Here is a 17,546-nt window from a genome sequence, read left to right as displayed (position 1 = left end):
GCCGCCTCGCTACGCCGCCGTGTGCGCCAGTTTGGCGAGGGGGCCGCGCCGATGGGGGTTGCGCACGCCTGGTCGCTCGATGCGCGGCCGGGCGGCGGGCCGAGGGGGCGGAACCGCGTCGGCGGGCTTGGGGCCGTCAGGGCTCGCGTGAAGGCTCGCCCGTGGGCCAGGGCTGAGGGGAGCCGCGGGCGTCCTCAGCCCACGTGCTCCAGCGAATGCGCCCCCGCCACCAGATCCAGCCACCCCCGCCAGCCCGCGACCGCCGCCGGCTCCGCCCAGGGCCTCGTCGTCCGGACCAGCCGGACCCCCGGGCGGGCCAGCCACCTCAGCAGCACCCCCACCTCCTCCGGCGGCGCTCCGTGCAACGGGCCCGGCTCCGGCAGCACCGTCTCCGCCGACGCCACCAGCGCCTCCACCACCGGCATCGGCGGCACCCCGCGCCGGGCCACTCCCGCCGAGGCCAGCCTTCCGTAGCGGATCACCGCCAGCTCCCAGCCGCCCGCGCCGTCCGGGCCGGCCGCGATCAGCTCGCCGATCGAGGCCAGCGCTCCCTGGCGGTGGGCCCTTCCCAGCGCGCGGATCAGGGCCGCCAGCTCGTCGCGGTGGCGGGCCGCCTGTTCGTAGTGCTCGCCGGCCGCCAGGTGCTCGACGTGGGCCGCCGCCGTGTGGAGGGGGCGGCCGTCCAGGCCCGCGATCAGGCCCGACACCGACTCGACCAGTGGCTCGTACGCCTCGACGCTCTGCCGTCCCGCGCACGGCGCGCCACAGCGGCCCAGCTCCGCCAGGACGCACGGGGTGCCGTTCGGCGAGCGGGGCGAGATCCGCTGCGTGCACGTCCGCAGGCCCGACGCGCCGGCCAGGGTGTCCGCTGTCGCGCGGGCGTCCGCCTGGTTGCGGAACGGGCCCAGTACTCCCGGCCGCGGCAGGCGGACCACCGACAGGCGCGGGAACGCCTCCTCCGTCAGCCCGATCCACCAGCCCTGGTGGCGGTTCTTCGACCGGCGGTTGTACGCGGGCCGGTGGGCCGCGATCAGCCGCAGCTCCCGTACCTCCGCCTCCAGCGCGTGCGCGCACACGACGTGGTCGACGCGCTCGGCCAGCGCCACCATCTCCCGGATCCGGCTGCGGTTCTCCGAACCCGTGAAGTAGGTCCGCACCCGCCGCCGCAGGTCCTTCGCCGTGCCGACGTACAGGACCTCTTCCTTCGGGCCCTTGAACAGGTAGACGCCCGGCGCGGCCGGCAGGTCCGCAGCCAGGTGCCGCTTCGCCCGCTGGGCGACCGTCACCTCCGGCAGGTAGCCCATCAGCTCCTCGAGCGAGTGGACGCCCAGGTTCCCGACGCGCTCCAGCAAGCCGTGCAGGACGTCGACCGTGGCGCGCGCGTCGTCGAGGGCGCGGTGCGTCGGCCGCGTCCGCGCGCCGAACAGCAGCGCCAGCGCCATCAGGTTGTAGCGCCCGACCTCGTCGCGCGGCACGACGCGCCGGGCCAGCCGCGCCGTGCACACCACCGTCAGCTTCGGCCACGCGTACCCGTGCGCCTCGCAGGCGGCGCGCATGTGCGAGGTGTCGAACCCGGAGTTGTGCGCCACCAGCACCGACCCGCCGATGAACTCCAGGAACGCCGGCAGCACCTCCTCGATCGGCGGCGCGTCGTACACCATCAGCTGGGTGATGCCGGTCAGCGAGACGATCTGGGGCGGGATGGTCTTGCCGGGGTTGACCAGGGTCGCGAACTCGCCGAGCACCTCGCCGGCGCGGACCTTCACCGCGCCGATTTCGGTGATTTCGGACGCGCCCGGCCCGGCTCCCGTGGTTTCCAGGTCGAAAACCACGAAAGTCGTGTCCCGCAACGGGGTTCCGAGCTCGTCGAACGCGAGTTGTGCCTGGATCGAACGCATGGGCGGGACTGTAGGGCCGACCACCGACAGTTTCCGCGCGCCGCCGGTCCGTGTGCCGCGCGGCGCGGGATGCGGGGGTGGGGCCTACCCTGGACCAATGCACCCGCAGCCGCTCGTGCCGGAGCCGCCCGGGGACCCCGCCGGTCCCTCGGGTGTCGCGTCGCGCCCGGAGCCGGCTGAAGAGCCCGCCGACCGGCCCGAACCCGCCACCTGGCCGGCGCTGCCCGAGCCGGTGCGGGACCGCATCGCCGAGCTCGCCGCGGCCGCCGTCGCCAAGCTCCCGGGCACCGACGTGCCGCGTCAGCTGCGGCCGGTCGCGAAGTTCGCCCCCGCCAAGCGCGCCAAGCTCGGCGGCGCCGCGCTGCTGGCCTCCCTCGGCGAGTCGTCGCAGTTCCGCACCGCCGTCATCGAGTGGCTGCGGGAACACCGCACGGACGCGCTCGACCCGAACGCCGCCGACTCGGTCGCCGCGGCAGCCGCCGCCGTCCTGCTCGGGGAGTCCGGGGCCGCCGGGCGGGTGCGGCTGGTCGCCAAGAACGCCGAGGAGAACGCCCTCCGCGCCGAACGAGACGCCGCGCTGGCCCGCAACCAGCGCCTCGAGGCCGAACTCGTGCAGGTCCGAGCGGAACTCGCCGAGGCGCAACGGGCCGCCGAAAGCGCCCGCGGCGAGCGCGAAGGCGAAGTCGAGAAGCTCCTCAAACGGCTTCGCGAACAAGGTGTCCAGCTGCGCCAGGCCCGTGACGCGGTCGAAGCGGCGTCCGCCGAGGCCGAACGCGGGTCCGCCGCCCGCGCCGACGAGATCGCCGCGCTGACCGCGCAGCTCGACCGCGAACGCCAGCGCGTCGCGGCCGAACGCGCCCGCGCCGACCGCGCGGCCGTCGACGCCGAGATCGCCCGGCAGTCCGCCCGGGAAGCCCGGCAGGCCGACGAGGTGCGGCTCGGGCTGCTGATCGACACGATCGACGGCGCCGTCAGCGGGCTGCGGCGCGAACTCGCCCTCGGCGCGCGCGGCGCCCGCCCCGCGGACATGGTGCGCGGCACCCGGTCCGGCACCGGGCAGGGCGGCAAGATCGCGGACGTGTCCACGCTGGACCGCTACCTCGCGCTGCCCAACGTGCACCTGATCGTCGACGGCTACAACGTCACCAAGACCGGCTACCCCGAGCTCGCCCTCGCCGACCAGCGCGACCGGCTGATCCACCAGCTCCAGGCGCTGGCCGCCCGCACCTCCGCCGAGGTCACGGTGGTCTTCGACGGCGCCGGCGTGCTGTCGGTCCCCGCTTCGGTGCCGCGCGGGGTGCGGGTGCTGTTCTCCGACCGCGGGGTGCTGGCCGACGACGTGATCCGCAACCTGGTCGCGGCCGAGCCCGCGGGTCGGCCGATGGTGGTGGCGACGTCCGACCGCGCGGTGGCGGACTCCGTCCGCGGCGCCGGCGCCCACCCGACACCGGCCGCGGTGCTGGTCAGCCGCCTCTCGCGGGTCTGATCGCCCGGAGCGCCCGCGGTGTCTTGAATGAGTCATTCAGGACCTCCGAAGACCTGAATGACTCATTCAAGACGTCGGCGTAGCCGCCGGGCGAGCCGCCGCGACGTGGCCGGGCCCCTGTCGCAGGGGCTGCTCGCCCGAAATTGTCGGTGGTGCCCCTTACCGTCCTCCTCAGTCAGTTCCGACGTGAGGAGGACCACATGAACGACGACGGCGACCTGTCCGGAGTGGACGTCTCGCACATTTCCGTCGAGGACATCGAAAGCATCGTGGTGGACTGCGACCGCTGCGTCGTGCGCGGCATCTCCTGCCACGACTGCGTGATCAGCGTGCTGCTCGGCGCGCCGCCCGCCGTGGTGTGGGACGCCGACGAGCGCCGCGCCGTCGACGCACTCGCCGAAGCGGGGATGGTGCCGCGGCTGCGCTTGGTGGAGGGAGCGGCTTTGCGGACCGCCTGACACACCCGTTTCGTGTCGGCGCGCCGAATGGTCGATCGGATCAGGTGAACGGTCGGTGACCGAACGGGCCCTGGGAATATCCCCAGCGTGTAACGCCCATCACAGGTTTTCTCCACTCCTGGTCCGATGGTGTTTCTGGGCGCTACGGAGAGTTTTTGGCCGACGGGTGGTGGACGTGGTGGCGGTCTTTTCGTAACCTGTCCGAGATCTCGTGGCCCCCGGCCGTCGATGAGGCGGCGACGCGAGATCGCCGCCGGGCGCAGCTTTGTCGGGAAGCTGGGATCCGGAACCACCACCGCTTTGCTTCACCTGTTGCGGCAGAAGCAGCCCCGAAGCGGTGGGGACGAGCGGCGAAGAGGACTCCCCGGCCTCTTCGTGCCCCGGTCCCCGACGGCGGCCGAGACCAAAGGAGACCCGCGCGACCGTGCAGTCGCATCCAGTCAGGCGCGTGGTGTCAGGTGCCCTCGCCGCGGCTTCGGTGATCACCCTCGTCACCGTGGCCCAGCCGACGGCCATCGCCGCCCCCGTCCCCGTCCTCCAGGCCCCGCCCACCGGTTCGGACGCCCTCGCCCAGTACCGCGACCTCGCGGCCCAGGCCGAAAAGCTCAACGAAGACCTGCTCAAGGCCCAGGACGACCTGAAGGCCAAGCAGGGTGAGCTCGACAAGGCCACCAACGACGTCAACGCGGCGAAGGACCTGGCCTCGAAGGCGTCCGAGAACCAGAAGAAGTACCAGACCGAGGTCGACAAGTTCGCCGGCGCGTCGTTCACCAGCGGTGTCCAGCTCAACAAGCTGTCCGCGCTGCTGGCCGGCACGTCCACGCAGGACTTCCTCGACCGCTCCTCGGCGCTCGAGGTGATCGCGACCGAGAAGAACGGCGCGATGGGCAACCTCACCGGCGCCGTCCAGCAGGCCAACGACGCCACCGCCAAGGCGACCGACGCGGCGAAGCGCGCGACGGACGCCCGTGACGCCGCGGCGAAGCTGACCCAGGACATCCAGGCCAAGCAGAAGACGCTCAACGACCAGATCGAGCAGCTCAAGGCAGCCAACAAGAGCCTCAGCGCGGCCGACAAGGCCCTGCAGGGCGACCAGGGCGGGACCGCGCCGAACGTCAAGGCGCCCACCGCCGCCGCCCAGACCGCGGTCGACGCGGCGCTGAGCAAGCTCGGCAGCCCCTACGGCTGGGGCGACACCGGGCCCAGCTCGTTCGACTGCTCGGGCCTCATGCTGTGGGCCTACGGCAAGGCCGGCATCAAGCTGCCCCGGTCGAGCCGCGAGCAGTCCACGTTCGGCGCCGCGGTGCCGCGCGACCAGCTCCAGCCGGGCGACCTGGTGTTCTACTACTCGCCCGTTTCGCACGTCGGCATGTACATCGGCGACGGCAAGATGGTCCACGCGCCCGACACCGGCGACGTCGTGAAGATTTCGCCGCTGCAGAGCCAGTACGCGGGAGCCCGCCGCCCGACGGCGTGATCCCGGGCGCAGCTCCCGGAAGGGCGGTACCGCACACGCGGTGCCGCCCTTCCGCCGTACCGGGCGGCCGCTAGCCTCTGGGACGTGCTCAAGACCCTGCTCGTGACCAACGACTTCCCGCCCCGGCCCGGGGGGATCCAGAACTACCTGAACTCCCTCGCCACCCGGCTGCCGGCGGACGACCTGGTCGTCTACGCGCCTTCGTGGGAGTCGCGGACGGGGTCGCACGAGGAGTTCGACGCCGAGGCGCCGTTCGAGGTCGTCCGGCACCCGACGTCGCTGATGCTGCCGACGCCGGACGTCCTTCGCCGTGCGAAGCAGATCATGCGCGCGCGCGACTGCGAAGCCGTCTGGTTCGGCGCGGCGGCGCCTCTGGCGCTGTTGGGGCACTCTCTGCGCCAGGCAGGCGCGCGTCGCGTCGTGGCGTCCACGCACGGCCACGAAGTCGGCTGGTCCATGCTCCCGGCCTCGCGGCAGGCGCTGCGGCGCATCGGGGACACCGTGGACGTCGTCACCTACGTCAGCCGCTACACGCGCGGCCGGTTCGCCGCCGCGTTCGGCCCGATGGCCGGGCTGGAGCTGCTGCCGTCCGGGGTGGACACCGAGCTGTACAAACCGGACCCCGCCGGCCGCGCCGAAATCCGGGCCCGGCACGGACTTTCCGACCGGCCGACCGTCGTCTGCGTGTCCCGGCTGGTCCCGCGCAAGGGCCAGGACCAGCTGATCCGCGCCCTGCCGCTGATCCGCGAGCGCGTCCCGGACGCGGCGCTGCTGATCGTCGGCGGCGGGCCGTACCGCAAGAAGCTCACCGAGCTGGTCGCCGGGCTCGGCCTGGAGCGCGACGTCGTGCTCACCGGCTCGGTGCCGTGGGCCGAGCTGCCCGCCCACTACGCGGCCGGCGACGTCTTCGCGATGCCCGCCCGCACCCGCGGCAAGGGGCTCGACGTCGAAGGGCTCGGCATCGTCTACCTGGAGGCGTCGGCGACCGGGCTGCCGGTCGTGGCCGGCAACTCCGGCGGGGCCCCGGAAACGGTGCTCGACGAGGTCACCGGGCACGTCGTCGAGGGCCGCGACACCGGCCAGCTGGCCGAGACCCTCGCCAGCCTCCTGGCCGACCCGGTCCGCGCGCGCCGGATGGGGCAGGCGGGCCGCGCCTGGGTCACCGAGAACTGGCGGTGGGACACCCTGGCCGGGCGGCTGTCCGGCCTGCTCGACGGCGATCCGGTGGCCGTCGTCCGCTGAGGTTCACGGCGTGTAGAGCGCCGGGTGCCGCGGATCGTCGACGCGCACGACGACGTCGGCGAGCGAGCCGGGGTCCACTTCTTCTTCGTAGCGCTCGTAAGCCGGGATCGCCCACTCCTCGGGCACGCGGCGGCGCAGCGCGGCGGGGGAGAGCCACAGGTGCACGGCCAGGTCGAAGGCCAGCCCGGCACCCAGCAACAGTTCGCCGTCGAGCAGCACGACGCCGCCTTCGGGGACGGGCACCCGCTCGGCGCGCGTCGCGCGGTCGCGCCCGGCGTCCCACAGCGAAGGCAGGACTTCGCCGGAACCACCGTCACCCAGCGGGTCGAGCACCTCGCGGCGCAGGGCGCCGAGGTCGAGCCAGTCGGTGTAGCGGGCGTCGGGGTTCGTGCGGCCGTGCTCGTAGCGCAGGGACGCGGGGCGCAGGAAGTCGTGCGCGGACACGCGCAGGGCCGCACGGCCGCGCAGGCGCAGCGGGTCGACCAGCGCGTCCGCGAGTTCTGTGGTTTCCGTCGCACCCGCCGCGCCGTCGACGGCGATCGCCAGCCGTGGACGGCCGGTGAGCGCGTCGATGCGGTCGGTCAGTTCTTCGGCCAGCACGGCCGGGGAAATGGGGCGGTAGCGCACGAGTACCGATCCTCCCAGCCGGGCCGCCGCCCGGTTTTGTCGTACCCCGGTGGGAAGATGCGGACATGACTTCATCAGTGGGGAAAACGGCCGATGTCGGGTGGAACATCGGCGTTTCGCGGACCCTGCCGTACGCGCCCGAGAAGGTGTGGGAGTTCCTGGTCAGCCGGGACGGCGTCGCGATCTGGCTCGGGCCCGGGGTGGAGCTGCCGCGGGAACCGGGCGTGGAGTACGAAACGGCGAACGGCACGGTGGGCGAGATCCGCAGCTACGTCGACAACGACCGCGTGCGGCTCACCTGGCGCCCGAGCGACTGGGACCACGATTCGACCGTCCAGGTGCGGCTGAGCGGCGCGGGCGCCAAGACCACGCTGCGATTCCACCAAGAATGGCTCGCGGGCGCCGAAGAACGCGAGGAACAGCGGGCATACTGGCAAGACGTGACCGAGCGCTTGGTGGCGGCACTCGCCGAGCGCTGAAGCGGACTGCACGGGGGAGCGGAATGACGACTTTCGAGGTGGCCGAGGACTTCGCGCAGGACGCGCACCTGTTCGCGGAGCTGCTGCGCGCGGGCGGCCCGGTGCGCCGGGCCCGGATGCCGCGCGGCCTGGACTGCTACATCGTGACGGACTTCGCGCAGGCGCGGGCGTTGCTGGCGGATCCGCGGCTGCACAAGAACAGCGCGCGGGCCCGTGAGCTGTTCGAGGCGAAGCTGCCGTCCGGCGAAGCCATGCAGGGCGGGCTGGGGCAGGATCTGGGCTTCCACATGCTCAACTCCGACCCGCCGGACCACACGCGGCTGCGGAAGCTGGTGAACAAGGCCTTCACGGGGCGGACCATCGCCCGGCTGCGGCCGCGGGTGGAGGAGATCACTGCGGAGCTGCTCGACGCGCTGGCCGGGCAGGAGCGGGCCGACCTGCTGCCGGCGTTCGCCGCGCCGCTGCCGATCACGGTGATCTGCGAGCTGCTCGGCGTGCGCCTGGCGGACCGCACCGACTTTTCCGCGTGGTCGAGGACGTTGCTGAGCTCCGCCGAACCGGAGGCGATGCGGGCCGCGGCGCAGAGCATGTTCGCCTACCTCACGGACCTGATCGCGCAGAAGCGCGCCGAGCCGGCCGAGGACCTGCTGTCGGACCTGGTGCACGCGACCGACGACGGGGACTCGCTGTCCGAGCCCGAGCTCGTCTCGATGGCGTTCCTGCTGCTGGTCGCCGGGCACGAGACCACCGTCAACCTGATCGCCAACGGCGTGCTGGCGCTGCTGCGCGAGCCGGCGCAGCTGGCCAAGCTGCGCGCGGAACCGGAGCTGCTGCCGAACGCCGTCGAGGAGTTCCTCCGCTTCGACGGCCCGATCCACCTGGCCACCATCCGGTTCACGGCCGAGCCGGTCGAGGTGGGCGGCGTGACGATCCCGGAAGGCGAGTTCGTGCTGGTCTCGCTGCTGGGCGCGAACCGGGACGCCGAGCGCTACCCGGAGCCGGACCGGCTGGACATCACCCGCGCGGCGGGCGGGCACCTGGCCTTCGGGCACGGCATCCACTACTGCGTGGGCGCGCCACTGGCCCGGCTGGAGGCGGAGATCGCGCTGGGCGGGCTGATCGCCCGGTTCCCGGAGCTGACGTTGGACGCCAAGCCGGACGAGCTGGTGTACCGGCCGAGTTCGCTGGTGCACGGATTGGAGGCGTTGCCGGTCCGGCTTAAGTGACGTCGTATGGTCGGCTGATGGAGACTGACCTGCTCGCCTTGGACGCCCAGCACGTGTGGCACCCGTACGCGCCGATGCCGGCGAAGGTGCCCTCGCTGCTGGTGAGCGAGGCGAGCGGCGTCCGGTTGAAGCTGGCCGACGGGCGGGAGCTCGTCGACGGGATGTCGTCGTGGTGGTCGGCCATCCACGGCTACCGGCACCCGGTGCTCGACGCCGCGCTCACCGAGCAGGCCGGGCGGATGAGCCACGTCATGTTCGGCGGCCTGACGCACGAACCCGCGATCACCCTGGCGAAGACCCTGGTCGACGTGACCCCGGACGGGCTGGAGCACGTCTTCCTCTGCGACTCCGGGTCGGTGTCGGTCGAGGTCGCCGCGAAGATGTGCCTGCAGTACCAGCGTTCGCGCGGGCTGCCGGCGAAGCGCCGGCTGCTGACCTGGCGCGGCGGCTACCACGGCGACACGTTCACGCCGATGAGCGTGTGCGACCCCGACGGCGGCATGCACTCGCTGTGGCGCGGGGTGCTGCCGGAGCAGGTTTTCGTGCCCGCGCCGCCGTCCGGGTTCGACGCGCCGCCGGATCAGTCCTATGTGGACACTCTGGCCGAGTCGATTTCGCGGCACGCGGGGGAACTCGCGGCGGTGATCGTCGAACCGGTCGTGCAGGGCGCGGGCGGCATGCGCTTCCACCACCCGGCGTACCTGCGCGCGCTGCGGGAACTGACCGAAGCGCACGACGTGCTGCTGATCTTCGACGAGATCGCGACGGGCTTCGGCCGCACCGGCGCACTGTTCGCGGCGGAGCACGTGGGCGTGACGCCGGACGTCCTGTGCGTCGGCAAGGCACTGACCGGCGGCTACCTGAGCATGGCGGCGACCCTGTGCACCCCGGAGGTGGCGGCGGGCATCTCGCGCGGCGAGCTTCCGGTCCTCGCGCACGGCCCGACGTTCATGGGCAACCCGCTCGCATCGGCGGTCGCGAACGCTTCGCTCGGCCTGCTCGCCGACGGCACCTGGCGCCGGGACGTGACCCGCCTGGAGAAGGGCCTCCTGGACGGCTTGGCCCCGGCCCGCGACCTCGGCTCGGTGGCGGACGTCCGGGTGCTCGGCGGCATTGGTGTGCTCCAGCTGGACCACCCGGTCGACATGGCGGTGGCGACGGAGGTGGTCACCGAGCACGGCGCCTGGCTGCGCCCGTTCCGCGACCTCGTCTACGCGATGCCCCCGTACGTTTCGACGGACGACGACCTCGCGGTGATCACCCGCGCGATGCTCGCGGTGGCCGAAAAGGCGTGAGGGTGGCGAGGTGAGTTGCCGCGGGGCCCGGCAGACAGCCCGCGCGGTGCCGGTGGTTCCCGCTGCGACCTTCGCGGACAACTCACGCGAGCCGGCAGCTGTGGTCGCGGCTCGGGGTCGTTTCGGGTGGGCCGGGGCCTACGACCTCGCGGTGATCACCCGCGCGATGCTCGCGGTGGCTGAAAAGGCGTGATTTCAGCACATCGGGTGTGACCGCGCCCACAGCGAGACCCGAAGGGGCCTCATCGTCGCGCTGTGTCGTCAAGGAAGATCGACACCACGCGAACGGTGGGCGCGGTCCGTGTGAAAGGTCCGGGAGAGCGACCCGATCCGTACCGGACCAAACGCGAGAAATGCTTGCGTAGCGGACTTTTCGTCCGGTTTCGGCGATCCTGCCCCCATGATCGAGATCGTTCGTGGCGAACACGACACCGGCCCGCCGAAGCAGTCCCACCACCGGGAGAACCTCAAGCACGACCTGCTCGCGTCGATAGTCGTCTTCCTCGTCGCCGTCCCCCTGTCCCTCGGCGTGGCCTTCGCCGCCGGGGCGCCGCTGCTCTCCGGCCTCATCTCCGCCGTCGTCGGCGGGCTGGTCGCGAGCCTCTTCGGCGGGTCGTCGCTGCAAGTCAGCGGGCCCTCCGCCGCGCTCACCGTGGTGCTGGCCGACACGATCGCCACTCACGGCTGGCCGGTCACCTGCGCGATCACCGTCGCCGCCGGCCTCCTTCAAATCCTCTTCGGACTGACGCGGGCCGCCCGGGCCGCGCTCGCCGTTTCGCCCGCCATCGTGCACGGGCTGCTCGCCGGCATCGGGGTCACGCTCGTGCTCGGGCAGCTGCACGTCGTGCTCGGCGGCTCGGCGCAGGGGTCCGCGCTCGCCAACGTCGTCGCGCTGCCGCGGCAGATCGCCGCGCACCACGACCAGGCCGTGCTGATCGGGGTCGTGACGCTCGCCGTGCTGATCGCCTGGCCGCGGCTGCCGAAGGCGGTCCGCCGGGTGCCCGCGCCGCTGGCCGCCGTCGCGCTGGCCACCGGGCTGTCCGTCGCGACCGGCATGTCGCTGCCGCGCGTCGACCTGCCGGCCGGGCTGCCCGCGCTGCACCTCGTGCCGCGGCTGCCGGACGGCGGCTGGGGCGGCTTCGCGCTCGCCGCGCTCACCATCGCGCTCATCGCCGGCCTGGAAAGCCTGCTGTCCGCCGTCTCGGTCGACAAGCTGCGCGGCGGTCCGCGCACCGACCTCGACCGCGAGCTCATCGGTCAGGGCGCGGCCAACGTCGCCGCCGGCGCGCTCGGGGGGTTCCCGGTCACCGGCGTCATCGTGCGCAGCATGACCAACTACGAGGCGGGCGCGCGCACGCGGCTGTCGGCGATCCTGCACTGCGCCTGGATCCTCGCCGCCTGCCTGCTGTTCACCGGGGTGCTGCGGCTGATCCCGCTGGCCGCGCTCGCCGCCCTGCTGGTGTACGTCGGCACGAAGCTCGTGAACGTCAACGGGCTCAAGGAAGTCCGCCGCCACGGTGACCTGCCGGTGTACGTCGTGACGCTCGCTGGCGCGGTCGCCGTCAACCTGCTCACCGGCGTCGCGGCGGGGATCCTGCTCGCGCTCGCGATGATGCTCCGGCGGATGATCTTCTCCGGGATCCACGTCGAGACCGACGGCGAGCGCCACCGCGTCGTCATCGAAGGCGCGCTGACGTTCCTGTCCGTGCCGCGGCTGACCCGCGTCCTCGCCGGGGTCCCGCCGCACGCCCAGGTCACCCTCGAGCTGCTCGTCGACTACCTCGACCACGCCGCCTTCGACTGCCTGCGCGGCTGGCAACAGGCGCACGCCGGGCCGGTGACGGTCGACGAGATCGGCCACCCGTGGTTCGGACGCGGGAACTCGGGCGCGCCGACCGTGCGCCGCAGCGTCGCCGCGCGGGTCGTGCCGCGGTGGCTCGCGCCGTGGTCGGAGTGGCAGGCCGAGCACGTCGTGCTGCCCGCCCAGCGCACGGCGAGCTCGCTGCTCTGCCGCGGCGCCTCGGAGTTCCAGCGCCGCACCGCGCCACTGCTGCGCGACACCTGGAGCGGGCTGGCGCACGGCCAGCAGCCGCACACGCTGTTCATTACCTGCGGTGACGCGCGGATCGTGCCCAACCTGATCACCACCAGCGGCCCGGGTGACCTGTTCACGGTCCGGAACATCGGCAACCTGGTGCCCCCGCCGGACGGCGGTGACTCGTCGGTCGGCGCGGCGATCGAGTACGCGGTCGGCGTCCTGGGCGTGGCGGAGATCGTGGTGTGCGGGCACTCCGGTTGCGGCGCGATGAAGGCGTTGCTCGGCCAGGCCCCGGACGGCCTCGAGCAGCTCGGCAGCTGGCTCCGCCACGGCGAAGCGACGCTCCGGCGCCGCGCCCGCGAAGCGCCGCTGCTGCTCGGCGGCGAGCGCCCGGCCGCCGAGGCCGACCAGCTCGCGCTGCAGAACGTGGTGCAGCAGCTGGAGATCCTGCGTGCGTACCCGGTGGTGGCGGCCGCCCTCGACCGGGGCGCGCTCCGGCTCACCGGCATGTACTTCGACGTCGGCGCCGCGCAGGTGTCCCTTTTGGACGACGCGGCCCGCGGCTTCGTCCCGGCGGGTGCGCTGGAACACTGACCCGCACGGCCCCGGCGTGGCATCGGACCCGTCCGGTGTCACACCGGGGCCCGGAAACCCTTGCGTAGTACGGAATTCAACTGTCACCCGACAGGCCCGCGCTTGTGAACGGCTTGTTAACGACTTGTCCGTTATGTGACATTCGAGCTAAATACCGCGATTTATTCACCCGATCGAGTGGCGCATAGCGGACATTTCACTCGTTTTCCGGTTGCATGGTGATCATGAGACCCCTCGCCGTGCTCCGCCACGACCTGCCGGCCTCACTGGTCGTCTTCCTCGTCGCTGTCCCCCTGTCCCTGGGCATCGCCCTCGCTTCGGGCGCCCCGGTCGCCGCCGGGCTCGTCGCCGCCGTCGTCGGTGGCGTCGTCGCCGGCGCGCTCGGCGGCTCCGCGCTGCAAGTGAGCGGGCCCGCCGCCGGCCTGACCGTCGTCATGGCCGAAACCATCAACACCTTCGGGTGGGCCGTCACCTGCGCGATCACCGTCGCCGCCGGCGCGTGCCAGATCCTGCTGGGGCTGAGCCGCATCGCCCGCGCCGCGCTGGCCATCTCGCCGGCGATCGTGCACGGCATGCTGGCCGGCATCGGCGTCACGATCGTGCTCGGCCAGCTCCACGTCGTCCTCGGCGGCAAGGCGCAGAGCTCGGCGGTGCAGAACATCGCCGAGCTGCCCGGCCAGATCGTCGCCCACCACGACTCCGCCGCGATCATCGGCCTGCTCACCATCGGCATCCTGCTGGCCTGGCCGAAGCTCCCGGCCGCCGTCCGGAAGGTGCCGGGGCCGCTCGCCGCGATCGCCGCGGCCACGGTCGTTTCCGTCGTCTTCGGGATGACGCTGCCGCGCGTCGAACTCCCCGGTGACGTGCTGGACATCCGGCTCGTCCCGCAGCTGCCGGACGGCGGGTGGGGCGCGTTCGCGCTCGCCGTCGTCACGATCGCGCTGATCGCCAGCGTCGAAAGCCTGCTTTCGGCCGTGGCGGTGGACAAGATGCACACCGGGCGGCGCGCCAACCTCGACCGGGAACTGGTCGGCCAGGGCGCGGCCAACATGGTCTCCGGCGCGCTGGGCGGCCTGCCGGTCACCGGCGTCATCGTCCGCAGCTCGACGAACGTCAGCGCCGGGGCCAAGACCCGCGCGTCGGCGGTGCTGCACGGCGTCTGGGTGCTGCTGTTCGTCGTCCTGCTCGCCGGGCTGATCCAGAGCATCCCGCTGGCCGCGCTCGCCGGCCTGCTGGTGCACGTCGGCGCGAAGCTGGTCAACCCCGGCCACATCAGGACCGTCCTCGCCCACGGCGACCTGCCCGTCTACCTGCTCACCCTCGCCGGCGTCGTGGTGTTCGACCTGCTCACCGGCGTGCTCGCGGGCATCGGGCTGGCGCTCGTGCTGATGCTGCGCCGGACGCTGTGGTCCGGCATCCACGTCGAACAGGAAGGTGATTCCTGGCGCGTCGTCGTCGAAGGCGTCCTGACGTTCCTGTCGGTGCCGCGGCTGTCGAAGGTGCTCGGGACCATCCCGGCCGGCGTGCCGGTGCGGCTCGAGCTGGTCGTCGACTACCTCGACCACGCCGCGTTCGAAAGCCTCACCACGTGGCAGCAGGCGCACGAGCGCGCCGGCGGCACGGTCGAGGTCGACGAGGTCGGCCACCCGTGGTTCGGCGAGGGCAAGGCGGGCCGCCCGACGCGGTCGCGGCTGCACGCGAGCCGGGCGGTGCCGCGCTGGCTCGCGCCCTGGTCGGAGTGGCAGGCCACCGAAGGCATCCCGACGCAGCAGACCCGCAACGGCGCCACCGAGTTCCACCGCCGGGCCGCGCCGCTGCTGAAGAGCACGCTGTCCGGGCTCGCCGACGGCCAGCGCCCGCGCACGCTGTTCATCACCTGCGGCGACTCCCGGATCGTGCCGAACCTGATCACCACCAGCGGTCCCGGCGACCTGTTCACCATCCGCAACATCGGCAACCTCGTCCCGCCCGGGCAGGCCGACCCGTCGATGAACGCGTCGATCGAGTACGCCGTCGGCGTGCTCGGCGTCGAGGAGATCGTGGTGTGCGGCCACTCGGGCTGCGGCGCGATGGCGGCGCTCGCCGACGGCCCGCCGCCGGGTCCGCTGTCGGTCTGGCTCCGCCACGCGGAGCCGAGCGCGCACCGGCTCGGCTCGGCCACGCTCGAGGGCGCCGTCCCGGACTCCGAAGGGGACCGGCTGGCCCTGCACAACGTGCTCCAGCAGCTGGACCACCTGCGCGAGTACCCGTCGGTGGCCGCGGCCGAGGCGGCCGGGAAGCTGCAGCTGACCGGGATGTACTTCGCGGTCGGGACGGCGCAGGTCCACCTGTTCGACACGGCCGAGCGGACGTTCCGCCCGGCCGGGGCGCCGGTGGCGGTGCCGGGCGCCTGACCCGGACACGCGGGCCGTGGCCGCCTGAGCACGGCCCGCGTGTGCGCGTCCCGGCCCGGGGTCACTAAGTTGATGGTCCGTGACCATGCTGGTGATGACGGGGACCGGGACCGGGGTCGGCAAGACGATCACCACGGCGGCGATCGCCGCCCTGGCGGCGGACGGCGGGCAGCGGGTCGCGGTGCTGAAACCGGCGCAGACCGGGGTCCGGCCCGACGAGCCCGGCGACCTCGCCGATGTCCGCCGGCTCGCCGGTGACGTCACGACCCTCGAACTGCGCCGCTACCCGGACCCGCTGTCCCCGGAGGCCGCCGCGCGCCGCAGCGGTCTGCCGACGCTCGAGCCGGGCGAGATCGCGCGGGCGGCGTCCGACCTCGACACCGGGCACGACCTCACGCTGATCGAGGGCGCGGGCGGGCTGCTCGTGCGCTTCGACGCCACCGGGGCCAGCCTCGCCGACGTCGCCTGGTCGCTCGGGTCGCTCGTGATCATCGTGGCCGAGGCCGGGCTCGGCACGCTCAACGCGACCGCGCTCACCGCCGAGGTCGCCACCAAGCGCGGCCTGACCGTCGCCGGCGTGATCATCGGCGCCTGGCCGGCCGAGCCGGATCTCGCGGCGCTGTCCAACCTCGAAGACCTGCCGGTGGCGGCCGGGGCGCCGCTGCTCGGCGTGCTGCCCGCCGGGCTCGGCGCGGCGTCGCGGGACGAGTTCCTGGCCGCGGCCAGGGGCGGGCTCTCGCCGTGGTTCGGCGGCGAGTTCGATCCCGAGCTGTTCGCCGGGTGCGCGTCGGCCGGGAAGTGACCTGCGTCGCTGTCGTCTCGAGGCGCCTTCGTGCACGATGAGGGACGCTTTCCGCACCACCACGACCGAGGAGACGCCTTGACCGCAGTTCCGGACACCGACGTCCTCGCCCACGCCCGTGAACTCGTCCTCGAAACCGGCGCCGGCCTGGGAGAGGCCGAGGTCCTCGAGGTGCTGCGGCTGCCCGACGACCGGCTGCCCGACCTGCTCGCGCTCGCGCACGAGGTGCGGATGCGCTGGTGCGGGCCCGAGGTGGAGGTCGAGGGCATCATCAGCCTGAAGACCGGCGGCTGCCCGGAGGACTGCCACTTCTGCTCCCAGTCCGGCCGCTTCCCGACGCCGGTGCGCTCGGCGTGGCTCGACATCCCGAACCTGGTCAAGGCCGCCCGGCAGACCGCCGAGACCGGCGCGACGGAGTTCTGCATCGTCGCCGCCGTCCGCGGCCCGGACAAGCGGCTGCTGTCGCAGGTCCGCGAGGGCGTGAAGGCGATCCGGGAAGACGGGAACGACATCCAGATCGCGTGCTCGCTCGGCATGCTCACGCAGGAGCAGGTCGACGAGCTCGTCGAGATGGGCGTGCACCGCTACAACCACAACCTCGAGACGGCGCGCTCGCACTTCCCCGCGGTGGTCACCACGCACACGTGGGAGGAGCGCTGGGACACGCTGCGGATGGTGGCCGAGGCGGGCATGGAGGTCTGCTGCGGCGGCATCATCGGCATGGGGGAGACGGTCGAGCAGCGCGCGGAGTTCGCGGTGCAGCTGGCCGAGCTGAACCCGCACGAGGTGCCGATGAACTTCCTCATCCCGCAGCCCGGCACGCCGTACGAGAACTACGAGATCGTCGAGGGCAAGGACGCGCTGCGCACGGTCGCGGCGTTCCGGCTCGCGATGCCGCGCACGATGCTGCGCTTCGCCGGCGGCCGCGAGCTGACCCTCGGCGACCTCGGCGCGGAGCAGGGCATGCTCGGCGGCGTCAACGCGATCATCGTCGGCAACTACCTGACCAACCTGGGCCGGCCGGCTTCGGCGGACCTCGAGATGCTCGACGAGCTCAAGATGCCCATCAAGGCCCTCAGTGACAGCCTCTGACGCTTCCTTCTGCGTCCACTGTGGACAGGAATCGCCGGGTGGGGCGGACCACCCGGCGTGCCACAACCCCCGGACGGCGCTGGAACCCCCGCGCTACTGCACGCACTGCGCCCGGCGGCTGGTGGTCCAGGTGAGCCCGCTCGGCTGGACGGCCCGTTGCAGCAGGCACGGCGAGACGGCGAGCGGCTGACGGCCTCGGCGCGGTGAACGACTCGTTCACGGCCTCGGACGCCAGGGCCCCGGCAAAGTCGGGTCGGTGCGGTCCGCAGCGGTGCGCCGGCGTCTTGAATGAGTCATTCAGGACATCCGAAGACCTGAATGAGTCATTCAAGACGTGGGGCGTGCGGGTTACCGGCGGCGGAGTGGCCTGGCCGCGCGACTTTGCCGGGACCCTGGCCTCGGCGCGGTGAACGACTCGTTCACGACGTCGCGACACGGG

At 72.8% G+C, this 17,546-nt stretch carries 14 protein-coding genes; 12 read left to right on the top strand and 2 right to left on the bottom strand.

From position 1 onward, the window contains the following. Positions 1–194: 194 nt before the first annotated feature. The gene (locus tag H4696_RS22370) at positions 195–1,898 is read right to left on the bottom strand and encodes a DEDD exonuclease domain-containing protein (protein WP_086856698.1); all 1,704 of its coding nucleotides are present in this window, start codon (positions 1,896–1,898) and stop codon (positions 195–197) included. A 97-nt stretch (positions 1,899–1,995) separates the two neighbouring features. On the opposite strand from H4696_RS22370, the gene H4696_RS22365 reads away from it, so the two are divergent. From H4696_RS22365 to H4696_RS22350, 4 genes are all read left to right on the top strand, one after another. Next, positions 1,996–3,384 carry an NYN domain-containing protein gene (locus tag H4696_RS22365; protein WP_086856697.1) on the top strand — a complete coding sequence of 463 codons (1,389 nt, stop codon included), beginning with the start codon at positions 1,996–1,998 and terminating at the stop codon, positions 3,382–3,384. Between the two features lie 200 nt (positions 3,385–3,584). After that, positions 3,585–3,842 (top strand): hypothetical protein, encoded by a 258-nt coding sequence (locus H4696_RS22360; RefSeq protein ID WP_086856696.1) that lies wholly within the window; start codon positions 3,585–3,587, stop codon positions 3,840–3,842. A 424-nt stretch (positions 3,843–4,266) separates the two neighbouring features. After that, positions 4,267–5,319 (top strand): C40 family peptidase, encoded by a 1,053-nt coding sequence (locus H4696_RS22355; RefSeq protein WP_169734833.1) that lies wholly within the window; start codon positions 4,267–4,269, stop codon positions 5,317–5,319. Between the two features lie 84 nt (positions 5,320–5,403). Beyond that, complete coding sequence (locus H4696_RS22350; RefSeq protein ID WP_086856694.1) at positions 5,404–6,561, top strand: glycosyltransferase family 4 protein; 1,158 nt, start codon at positions 5,404–5,406, stop codon at positions 6,559–6,561. Between the two features lie 3 nt (positions 6,562–6,564). Here H4696_RS22350 and H4696_RS22345 read toward each other — a convergent pair whose 3' ends face one another. Beyond that, positions 6,565–7,188 (bottom strand): nucleoside/nucleotide kinase family protein, encoded by a 624-nt coding sequence (locus tag H4696_RS22345; RefSeq protein WP_086856693.1) that lies wholly within the window; start codon positions 7,186–7,188, stop codon positions 6,565–6,567. A gap of 65 nt (positions 7,189–7,253) precedes the next feature. Here H4696_RS22345 and H4696_RS22340 point away from each other — a divergent pair, with 65 nt between their 5' ends. The 8 genes from H4696_RS22340 (at position 7,254) to bsaP (ending at position 17,297) form a co-directional block, all read left to right on the top strand. After that, entirely contained in the window at positions 7,254–7,667 is a 414-nt protein-coding gene (locus tag H4696_RS22340; RefSeq protein ID WP_169734832.1) for an SRPBCC family protein, read from the top strand. 23 nt (positions 7,668–7,690) lie between these two features. After that, a complete protein-coding gene (locus H4696_RS22335; protein ID WP_086856691.1) occupies positions 7,691–8,893 on the top strand; it encodes a cytochrome P450 family protein in 1,203 nt (400 codons plus the stop codon). A 17-nt stretch (positions 8,894–8,910) separates the two neighbouring features. After that, on the top strand, positions 8,911–10,188 hold the full coding sequence (locus tag H4696_RS22330) for an adenosylmethionine--8-amino-7-oxononanoate transaminase (protein ID WP_225955774.1): 1,278 nt from the start codon (positions 8,911–8,913) through the stop codon (positions 10,186–10,188). 400 nt (positions 10,189–10,588) lie between these two features. Next, positions 10,589–12,820, top strand: coding sequence for a bifunctional SulP family inorganic anion transporter/carbonic anhydrase (locus tag H4696_RS22325; protein ID WP_086856690.1), 2,232 nt, complete (start codon positions 10,589–10,591; stop codon positions 12,818–12,820). A gap of 215 nt (positions 12,821–13,035) precedes the next feature. Next, a complete protein-coding gene (locus H4696_RS22320) occupies positions 13,036–15,213 on the top strand; it encodes a SulP family inorganic anion transporter (protein ID WP_086856689.1) in 2,178 nt (725 codons plus the stop codon). An 85-nt stretch (positions 15,214–15,298) separates the two neighbouring features. Continuing rightward, entirely contained in the window at positions 15,299–16,015 is a 717-nt protein-coding gene (gene bioD / locus H4696_RS22315; protein ID WP_192783060.1) for a dethiobiotin synthase, read from the top strand. Between the two features lie 78 nt (positions 16,016–16,093). Next, complete coding sequence (bioB, locus tag H4696_RS22310; RefSeq protein WP_086856687.1) at positions 16,094–17,107, top strand: biotin synthase BioB; 1,014 nt, start codon at positions 16,094–16,096, stop codon at positions 17,105–17,107. After that, on the top strand, positions 17,094–17,297 hold the full coding sequence (gene bsaP / locus H4696_RS22305) for a biotin synthase auxiliary protein BsaP (RefSeq protein ID WP_086856686.1): 204 nt from the start codon (positions 17,094–17,096) through the stop codon (positions 17,295–17,297). Before bioB ends, bsaP begins: the two co-directional genes overlap by 14 nt. The last annotated feature ends 249 nt before the right edge of the window (positions 17,298–17,546 follow it).

It is taken from the genome of Amycolatopsis lexingtonensis (assembly GCF_014873755.1).
Lineage (GTDB): Bacteria > Actinomycetota > Actinomycetes > Mycobacteriales > Pseudonocardiaceae > Amycolatopsis > Amycolatopsis lexingtonensis.
This window is presented reverse-complemented; position numbering and strand designations above follow the sequence as displayed.